The following is a 7,763-nucleotide window of genomic DNA, read 5'->3' on the forward strand; positions in this document are numbered from 1 at the left end:
ACGCGGCCGCGGCCGCGGCCGCGGCCCAGGCGCCGCAGAGCGCCAGCGGCAAGAGCTACGTCATCGGTACCGACACGACGTTCGCCCCCTTCGAGTTCCGCCAGGGCGGCGAACTGGTCGGCATCGACATGGACCTGCTGCGGGCGATCGCCGAGAACCAGGGTTTCGAAGTGGAAATCCGGTCGCTCGGGTTCGACGCCGCGCTGCAGGCGCTGCAGTCCAACCAGGTGGATGGAGTCATCGCCGGCATGTCCATCACGGACGAGCGCCGGCAGGTCTTCGACTTCTCCGACCCGTACTTCGACTCGGGTGTGCAGATGGCCGTGGCGCAGAGCAACAACGAGATCACCTCTTACGAGGACCTCGCGGGCGAGACGGTCGCGGTCAAGCGCGGCAGCGAGGGTGAAGCCTTCGCCGACTCCATCGCCGAAGAGTACGGTTTCACGGTCAAGCCGCTGGACCAGTCGGCCACCATGTACGACGACGTCAAGGCCGGCAACTCCGTGGCAGTCTTCGACGACTACCCGGTGCTGGCCTACGGCATCGCCCAAAACAACGGGCTGAAGGCCGTCACGGAGAAGGAACGCGGAAGTTCCTACGGCTTCGCGGTCAACAAGGACCAGAACCCCGAACTGATCCAAGCCTTCAACGCCGGCCTGGCCGAGCTCAAGGCCAGCGGCGAATACCAGCAGATCCTGGACAAGTACCTCGCTTCGCCGGAGACTGCCGGGAAGAGCAGCTTCTGGCAGCTGCTGACCGACAGCCTCCCCGCCCTGATGAAGGGCCTGGGGCTCACGCTGTTCGCCACGGCGGTCTCGATCATCATCGCCCTGGTCCTGGGCGTCGCCTTCGGGTTCCTGAAGGTATCCCGCCGGATCGTGCTGCGCGGGATCGCGACCACCTACGTGGGCATCTTCCGCGGCACGCCGTTGCTGGTCCAGGCGTTCTTCTTCTACTTCGGCCTGCCGCAGCTGACCGGGGCGCCGATCGACGTCCTCACCGCCGGCGTGCTGACGCTGAGCCTGAATGCCGGCGCCTACATGACGGAGATCGTCCGCGGCGGCATCCAGTCCGTGGATCCAGGCCAGATGGAAGCCAGCCGCAGCCTGGGCCTGGGCTACGTCAAGTCCATGCAGAAGGTCGTGATCCCGCAGGCGGTCAAGATCATGACCCCCAGCTTCATCAACCAGTTCGTCATCACGCTCAAGGACAGCTCCCTGCTCGCGGTCATCGGTTTCGCCGAACTGACCTACCAGGGCCAGCAGATCTACGCCTCCAACTTCCGTACCGGCGAAACGCTGCTGATCGTGGCGGCGTTGTACTTCGTGGTGATCACCGCGCTGATCAAGCTTTCCAACATCCTGGATAAGAGGTTCAACAAGTGAGCAAGATTCACGTCGCCGGACTCAGAAAAAGCTTTGGCAGCAACGAGGTCCTCAAGGGCCTCGACGTCGAGGTGGCCGAAGGCGAAGTCGTCTGCGTGATCGGGCCGTCCGGCTCGGGCAAGTCGACCTTCCTGCGCTGCCTGAACAAGCTGGAGGACATCAGCGGGGGAACCGTGGTGGTTGACGGTTTCGATCTGACCGACCCGAAGGTCGACCTGGACAAGGTGCGCCAGCACATCGGCATGGTCTTCCAACACTTCAACCTGTTCCCGCACAAGTCCGTGTTGGAGAACATCATGCTGGCCCCGGTGGAGCTCAAAAAGCTCGGCAAGGCCGAAGCACGCAGCAAGGCCCTGGAGCTGCTGGAGAGGGTCGGGCTGTCCGAGAAGGCCGACGCCCGCCCGGCCCAGCTCTCCGGCGGACAGAAGCAGCGCGTGGCCATCGCGCGGGCACTGGCCATGAATCCCGACATCATGCTCTTCGACGAGGCCACCAGCGCCCTGGACCCGGAGATGGTGGGGGAGGTGCTGCAGGTCATCAAGGACCTGGCGGCGGAAGGCATGACCATGGTGGTGGTCACCCACGAGATGGGCTTCGCCCGCGAAGTCTCGGACCGCGTCATCTTCATGGCCGACGGCAACATCGTGGAGGAAGGCAGGCCGGAGGCACTCTTCGGCGCCCCGCAGCAGGCACGTACCCAGGACTTCCTGGCCAAGGTCCTCTGAGGTCCTCCGACCGGCCGACGGCGGTGCCCTCCGATGCGCGGGGGCGCGCCGCCGTCGGGCCCCGCCCTGTAGGTGTGTGGCCGGGAACAGGGCGCCGGGCTAGGCTGAGGCCGGAACCCAACCGAAGGAGGCGCCGGACATGACCGACATCGATGTGCTTGGACGCGAACACCTGGCCGTGGCCGTCGGAGCGCCGCACGGCCGCAGTGCCGCCTTGGTGGCCCAGGACGGTCCGCTGCGCCAGACGGTGTTGGCCTTGAAGGCCGGGGCGGAGCTGGGGGAGCACAACGCCCCGCTGGCCGGCACGCTGCTGGTCCTGGAAGGGGCGGTCACCGTGGTGTCCGCGTCCGGCCGCATGGCCGTCAACCAGAACCAGCTCGCCGTGATCCCGAAGGAGCGGCACTCGGTGGAGGCGTCCGAGGACTCGGTGTTCCTGCTGACAGCCGTCACCGAGACACGCCGGGACAGCTGAACGGCGCCGCCGGGACCCACCGGGACAGTCGAGCATCGCGCCGGGCCTTGCCCGCATGGCGCGTCGCGCGTTACCTACGCAGCGCGCCGCGGATGATCGCCACCACTCCCGCGAACAGCAGCGCGGTGGCCGTCAGCACCAGCGCATAGGCGACTCCGACGCGCAGGATGACCAGAAACACCAGGAAGGTGACGGCAGCGCCGATGAGCGCGGCCCTGACCGGTCGCGGCGTGCGGCCCTGAGGTGCGGGCTCCCCGCTTTCGCCCATGGGCTTCATTTTGCCACGCCTCGAGGTCGCAGCCGAGGGTCTGTCCGGCAGCCGCTCACCGGTGCGTCCCCGATCGGTTGACGGGTGAAATCACCGGGAGCACGGGGTCCACGCAGTAAAGGGGCCCTTCTCAGATGAGCATGGTTGGGGCTGGATGAATCTTCGCGGCGTCTGATGCAATGGGCTGGCGTGGCGTTGGCCTGAACGAATTGGAAGCCGACCTCGTCGCTGGAAGGGAGCGAGCTGAAACAGAGGGGTGGAAAGGCGAGGTCGACGGGCTGGAACTTACCTTGGGACACCTGCGTGATAAACGTGACCGCGCCATCCGGCTGCGGAAGCTAACAACGGCCCCGCCCTGGGCGGCACGGAGGACGTCTGTTTCTACAGGGGCGTGGCATCTAGGCTGCATGGCTTGCACCAGCCATTCATACCCCCACGGGGTATCATGTGGGTCATGGGAACAGCGATTCGAAGAAGCAAGCGTCAGGCACAGGATCACGCGGCGTACTGGGCACGCCCGCAGGCTGGAGTGCTGACCTATGTTGCACTTGGGGATTCGGCGGGGGTGGGCGTCGGCGTCGATGATCCACGTCATGGATATGTCGGCGTTATCGCCGATCGTCTCGCCGAGGCGACCGGTCAACAAGTCCGCACAGTGAATTTGTCGGTCAGCGGGGCTAAGACGGGGGACCTTCTGCTCACTCAGATCCCGAAGTTGTTAGCAATGTCCCCGCCTGATTTCGTCACGTGCATCATTGGGGGGAACGACGTAGCGTGGTCCCCGGCGTTTAGCACCCCTGCCTTTGCGCGGAACATGAGAACCATCGCCGCAAACTTGCCAGTAAGCTCCGTGATGGGGTTTGTGCCTCATTTCATGCATTGGCCATATTCGACTCGAACGCGAAAAGCAAACCAGGCCATCCGGTTAGCCGCTGACGTGAGCGGCCACGCAGTTGCAGACATCTACGCGTCGACGAGGAATCTATCCCTTTCCGAATATATGCGGACATTTGCCGGAGACCGCTTTCACCCCAACGAAGTTGGTCATCGAGTGTGGGCCGACGCGATATGGGAGCAACTTGTTCCTCGCAGCTCACCCCTTTACTGAAGTTGGAGTCAATATTGAGACGCATTGGATACTCCCAGACGCCGCATCGGCCAACGGCCCCGGTTCTGTTTGTGTTTCGACCTCTGAGTGCGACTGTCCCGGAAGCCGTTCGATCACTCCGCTTCCCTGCACGTGCATGCGGACGTCGGTGATGGAGCTGAGGTTTATGAGCGCTCCCGCAAGGCGGTTCGACTCCCCCACTGAGTGCGCCAATACGTTCTGAATCAGCTCCCTCCTCGGGCAACACGGCCGGCGCTAGGCCTCGGGCGAAGGCATCGGGCCTCGCGTTTTCGATTCTGGCGGCTGTGGCGGTTGCCGTCGGAGTCGATGAATTTTCCGGTTTCAGCCGCCATGGTGCTTTTTGGCGCCTGTTGCTGCTAGGCCCGATTGGTGGCGCGATCGTTCAGGCCCAGCTCAACAAGGTGGTCTCGGGCCCGGAGTCGACTGAGCCGATCTTCGCATAGCCGCAACCGGCCAAACACCCGACTCGGCGAGCTTGGTTTAGTTGCATTTGGGGCCAGGTTGTCGTGGTGGGGTGGCCGGCGGCAGTACACCGACTCGCCGCCAACGAACCGTAGACCGCCATGGCGACCACGATCCATTCGGACTGGCCCGCCTCAGCTGCGGTGCGGTGCACCCGACCTGAATCGCACCCAGTGCAACGCCGATGAGCGCGTAGATTGCGTAGGCGATCTTGCGGGTGCTGGGATGAGCGCTGCGTGTAGCGGACGTCGAATTCATGCGGGGAGTCATCTCTCCTGCCATTCATTACCCGGAAGTAGCCGCTGAAAACCGATATCTTCAAGACGCCGATACCGGTTTCGACCGGTCTGACTGTGGAATCAACCGGATGTCGTCCAAATACGGGAGCGAAACTATCGTGACAACCGAATGGGGCGGCCAACCGTGCCGTATACCGACGAGGCCAGGTTCAGGGATGCCAGAGCGACCGTAAAGGACCCGCCTGAAGGTTTCCGCCACCACGACCTGCGGCACTGCTCCGCCTCACTGTTGATCGCCTGCGGGTTCGACGTGGAGGTCGTTCAGCGGTGCCTGTGCCATGCTTCAGCCAAGACGAAGCTGGACACCTACGGGCACATGTTTCCGGACAAAGAAGAGTCCGCACGTGCCGCCGTCACCGAAGTGCTGGCCGCTCGCGCGGACTCCCTGCGGACTAGCCCGCGTTTAACCGCGGAATCTAGCTAGCAGCCGTAGTAGAGCTCGAATTCGTACGGGTTCGGGCGGGCGGCCAGCGGCGCAATTTCCTCTTCGCGCTTGTAGGCGATCCAGGTGTCGATCAGGTCCTGGGTGAAGACACCGCCGGCCTGCAGGAACTCGTTGTCCGCCTCCAGTGCCTCGAGCGCTTCCTCCAGCGAACCCGGAGCCTTCTGAATGTCCTTGGCTTCCTCGGCGGGCAGCTCGTACAGGTCCTTGTCGATCGGGTCGGCCGGCTCGATTCGGTTCTTGATGCCGTCCAGGCCCGCCATCAGCTGCGCGGCGAAGGCCAGGTAGGGGTTGGAGCTGGGGTCCGGAGCGCGGAACTCGATGCGCTTGGCCTTCGGGTTGGAGCCGGTGATCGGGATGCGGATGCCGGCCGACCGGTTGCCCTGCGAGTAGACCATGTTCACCGGGGCCTCGAAGCCCTTGACCAGTCGGCGGTAGGAGTTGACCGTCGGGTTGGTGAACGCCAGCACGGCGGAAGCATGCTTGAGCAGGCCGCCGATGTACCAGCGGGCGGTGTCGGAGAGGCCGGCGTAGCCCTTCTCGTCGTAGAACAGCGGCTGCCCGCCGGTCCAGAGCGACTGGTGGCAGTGCATGCCGGAGCCGTTGTCGCCGAACACGGGCTTGGGCATGAACGTGGCGGACTTGCCCCAGGCGTCGGCGACGTTCTTAACGATGTACTTGAACTTCAGCAAATCGTCGGCCGCGTGCGTCAGCGTGCTGAACTTGTAGTTGATCTCGGCCTGGCCGGCGGCGCCGACCTCGTGGTGGGAGCGCTCGACCTCGAGGCCGACGGCGTCCAGCTCCACGCAGATCGCGTCGCGCAGGTCCGCCTGCTTGTCGGTGGGGGCCACGGGGAAGTAGCCGCCCTTGACCGGGGTCTTGTACCCCTGGTTCCCGCCTTCTTCCCGCTTCCCGGAGTTCCAGTACGCCTCGACCGAGTCCACCCTGTAGAAGGAATGCTCGGGGCTGGACTGGTAGCGGACGTCGTCGAAAATAAAGAATTCGGCTTCCGGGGCGAAGAACGCGGTGTCGGCGATGCCGGTGGAGGCCAGGTACGCCTCGGCGCGCTCGGCCACGCCGCGGGGGTCGCGGTGGTAGGGGTCACCGGTGCGCGGGTTCACGATGGAGAAGTTCAGCGCCAGCGTCTTCTCGACGCGGAACGGATCGATGAAGGCGGTCGAAACATCCGGGATCAGCTGCATGTCGGACTCGGCGATGCCTTGGAAGCCGCGGATCGAGGAGCCGTCGAAGAGTTGGCCGTTCACGAAGAAGTCCGCGTCAACGGTCTTGGCCGGCACGTTGAAGTGCTGCTGGACGCCGGGCAGATCGGTGAAACGGATATCGACGAACTTAACGTCTTCGTCGGCGATGTACTTGAGGACCTCGTCCGCATTCTTGAACATCGGGTCATGCTCCTTACGCATTCTGGGGGAACCTGCCTCCGCTGTACGGGGCCGGCAACAGTTACAACAATAGGAGCAGGGAATTTCCCGACAGTGTCGCAAGTGTTTCGGGCAGGTTACGAAATCGATGTGCACTGCAAGTTTACCGTCAGTGGCCTTCACGCTTTACCGGCGGGAACTCCGGCCGCCCCCGGGGAAACCCCGTTACAGGCGGGACCGGTAAACTTGAGGGGTGGTAAGCAGACGCGATCTTGGTTCCTGGCTTGAAGGCCCCCCGCAGTCCAACATCCAGAAATGGCCCGGGCAGCGGCTCGGGCTCCCGCAATCCGGGCCCGGCTCGATTGCGCGTCCGGGGCGCCGGTTCGTGGCGCTGCTCATTGACTGGCTCCTGTGCTACGCGATCGCGAACGCCTTCCTGGGCGGAAGCCAGCTGGCCATCCTGGGGGTGTTCGCCGTCGAGCAGCTGCTGCTGGTGGGGACGCTCGGCTACAGTTTCGGCCACCGACTGCTTGGCATCCACGTGCGCAAACTCGACGGCTCCGCCCCCGGCTTGCTGGCCGCCGTCGTGCGCACCGTCCTCCTGTGCCTGGTGATTCCGGCGGTTATTTTCGACCCCGACCAGCGAGGCTTCCACGATCGCGCCATGGGCACCGTGCTGGTGCGCCGCTGAGGCAGCCTTCCTCGGTCGTGCCGTGAGCACCACCGTCCTAACGCCCCGCTGAGCCAGCGCCTCACAGCGGCCTCAAGCCTGCTTGGCCCGAAACGTTAAAACCGAAAGGCTGCCGGTGAAACCGGCAGCCTTTCGGTTTTGTCAGGCGGACGCTCAGCGGCCGCGCATGGCCTTGCGGTCCGGGCGGGCCTTGAACGGATCCACGCCCTTGGGGATGGGGAGCTTGTTGCTGCCCAGGGCCGACAGGCGCTTGTCCACGGCGCTGACTTCCTGTTTGGTCAGTTCCTTCTTGAGCTTCTGCACGGTCTTGGCCACCTTGCTCAACTCCACCTGGCCTTCGCCGCGGCCGGTCTCGATCACATGGATCGTGACGTTGGGCAGGATGCGGCGAAGCCTGCGCCGCTCCGACTCGACCAGCTGCCGCACGCGGTGCGAGGGGCCCTCGGTGACCAGCACAATGCCGGGGCGGCCCACGGCGCGGAAGACGGCGTCCTGGGTGCGCGGGTTC

General features: G+C 64.5%; 10 protein-coding genes. 7 read left to right on the top strand and 3 right to left on the bottom strand.

Translation table 11 applies throughout. The features are described from left to right. The 3 genes from AC5RUJ_RS07645 to AC5RUJ_RS07655 form a co-directional block, all read left to right on the top strand. Nucleotides 1-1,385: amino acid ABC transporter substrate-binding protein/permease (locus AC5RUJ_RS07645; RefSeq protein WP_494155728.1), on the top strand; the 1,385-nt coding region annotated here is incomplete at its 5' end. Then, nucleotides 1,382-2,110: an amino acid ABC transporter ATP-binding protein gene (locus tag AC5RUJ_RS07650; protein WP_494013817.1), complete on the top strand. Its 729-nt coding sequence runs from the start codon at nucleotides 1,382-1,384 to the stop codon at nucleotides 2,108-2,110. The genes AC5RUJ_RS07645 and AC5RUJ_RS07650, both read left to right, overlap by 4 nt. A gap of 139 nt (nucleotides 2,111-2,249) precedes the next feature. Then, nucleotides 2,250-2,582, top strand: a complete 333-nt coding sequence (locus tag AC5RUJ_RS07655) for a cupin domain-containing protein (protein WP_494128815.1) — start codon at nucleotides 2,250-2,252, stop codon at nucleotides 2,580-2,582. Between the two features lie 70 nt (nucleotides 2,583-2,652). On the opposite strand, the gene AC5RUJ_RS07660 is transcribed toward AC5RUJ_RS07655, so the two are convergent. Further along, nucleotides 2,653-2,850 carry a hypothetical protein gene (locus AC5RUJ_RS07660; RefSeq protein ID WP_494155729.1) on the bottom strand — a complete coding sequence of 66 codons (198 nt, stop codon included), beginning with the start codon at nucleotides 2,848-2,850 and terminating at the stop codon, nucleotides 2,653-2,655. 454 nt (nucleotides 2,851-3,304) lie between these two features. Between AC5RUJ_RS07660 and AC5RUJ_RS07665 the strand changes: the two genes are divergently transcribed. The 3 genes from AC5RUJ_RS07665 (at nucleotide 3,305) to AC5RUJ_RS07675 (ending at nucleotide 5,164) form a co-directional block, all read left to right on the top strand. Continuing rightward, nucleotides 3,305-3,958, top strand: a complete 654-nt coding sequence (locus AC5RUJ_RS07665) for an SGNH/GDSL hydrolase family protein (RefSeq protein ID WP_494128817.1) — start codon at nucleotides 3,305-3,307, stop codon at nucleotides 3,956-3,958. A gap of 305 nt (nucleotides 3,959-4,263) precedes the next feature. Next, nucleotides 4,264-4,422 carry a hypothetical protein gene (locus AC5RUJ_RS07670; RefSeq protein ID WP_494023232.1) on the top strand — a complete coding sequence of 53 codons (159 nt, stop codon included), beginning with the start codon at nucleotides 4,264-4,266 and terminating at the stop codon, nucleotides 4,420-4,422. A gap of 427 nt (nucleotides 4,423-4,849) precedes the next feature. Next, nucleotides 4,850-5,164 (top strand): tyrosine-type recombinase/integrase, encoded by a 315-nt coding sequence (locus AC5RUJ_RS07675; RefSeq protein ID WP_494128818.1) that lies wholly within the window; start codon nucleotides 4,850-4,852, stop codon nucleotides 5,162-5,164. Here the strand turns inward: AC5RUJ_RS07675 and glnA are convergent. After that, nucleotides 5,161-6,585 carry a type I glutamate--ammonia ligase gene (gene glnA, locus AC5RUJ_RS07680; protein WP_493967363.1) on the bottom strand — a complete coding sequence of 475 codons (1,425 nt, stop codon included), beginning with the start codon at nucleotides 6,583-6,585 and terminating at the stop codon, nucleotides 5,161-5,163. The genes AC5RUJ_RS07675 and glnA overlap by 4 nt on opposite strands. Before the next feature lie 232 nt (nucleotides 6,586-6,817). On the opposite strand from glnA, the gene AC5RUJ_RS07685 reads away from it, so the two are divergent. After that, nucleotides 6,818-7,255, top strand: a complete 438-nt coding sequence (locus AC5RUJ_RS07685) for an RDD family protein (RefSeq protein WP_493999487.1) — start codon at nucleotides 6,818-6,820, stop codon at nucleotides 7,253-7,255. Between the two features lie 153 nt (nucleotides 7,256-7,408). Here the strand turns inward: AC5RUJ_RS07685 and AC5RUJ_RS07690 are convergent. Next, on the bottom strand, nucleotides 7,409-7,763 hold a 355-nt coding region (locus AC5RUJ_RS07690; RefSeq protein WP_494155730.1), incomplete at its 5' end, for a DUF4191 family protein.

Source organism: Arthrobacter sp. Y3223164 (assembly GCF_059091005.1).

Bases quoted from the DNA above. Each gene is read 5' to 3' on its own strand.
- AC5RUJ_RS07655 (WP_494128815.1), top strand. From the start codon at position 2,250: ATGACCGACATCGATGTGCTTGGACGCGAACACCTGGCCGTGGCCGTC.
- AC5RUJ_RS07660 (WP_494155729.1), bottom strand. From the start codon at position 2,850: ATGGGCGAAAGCGGGGAGCCCGCACCTCAGGGCCGCACGCCGCGACCG.
- AC5RUJ_RS07665 (WP_494128817.1), top strand. From the start codon at position 3,305: ATGGGAACAGCGATTCGAAGAAGCAAGCGTCAGGCACAGGATCACGCG.
- AC5RUJ_RS07675 (WP_494128818.1), top strand. From the start codon at position 4,850: ATGGGGCGGCCAACCGTGCCGTATACCGACGAGGCCAGGTTCAGGGAT.
- glnA (WP_493967363.1), bottom strand. From the start codon at position 6,585: ATGTTCAAGAATGCGGACGAGGTCCTCAAGTACATCGCCGACGAAGAC.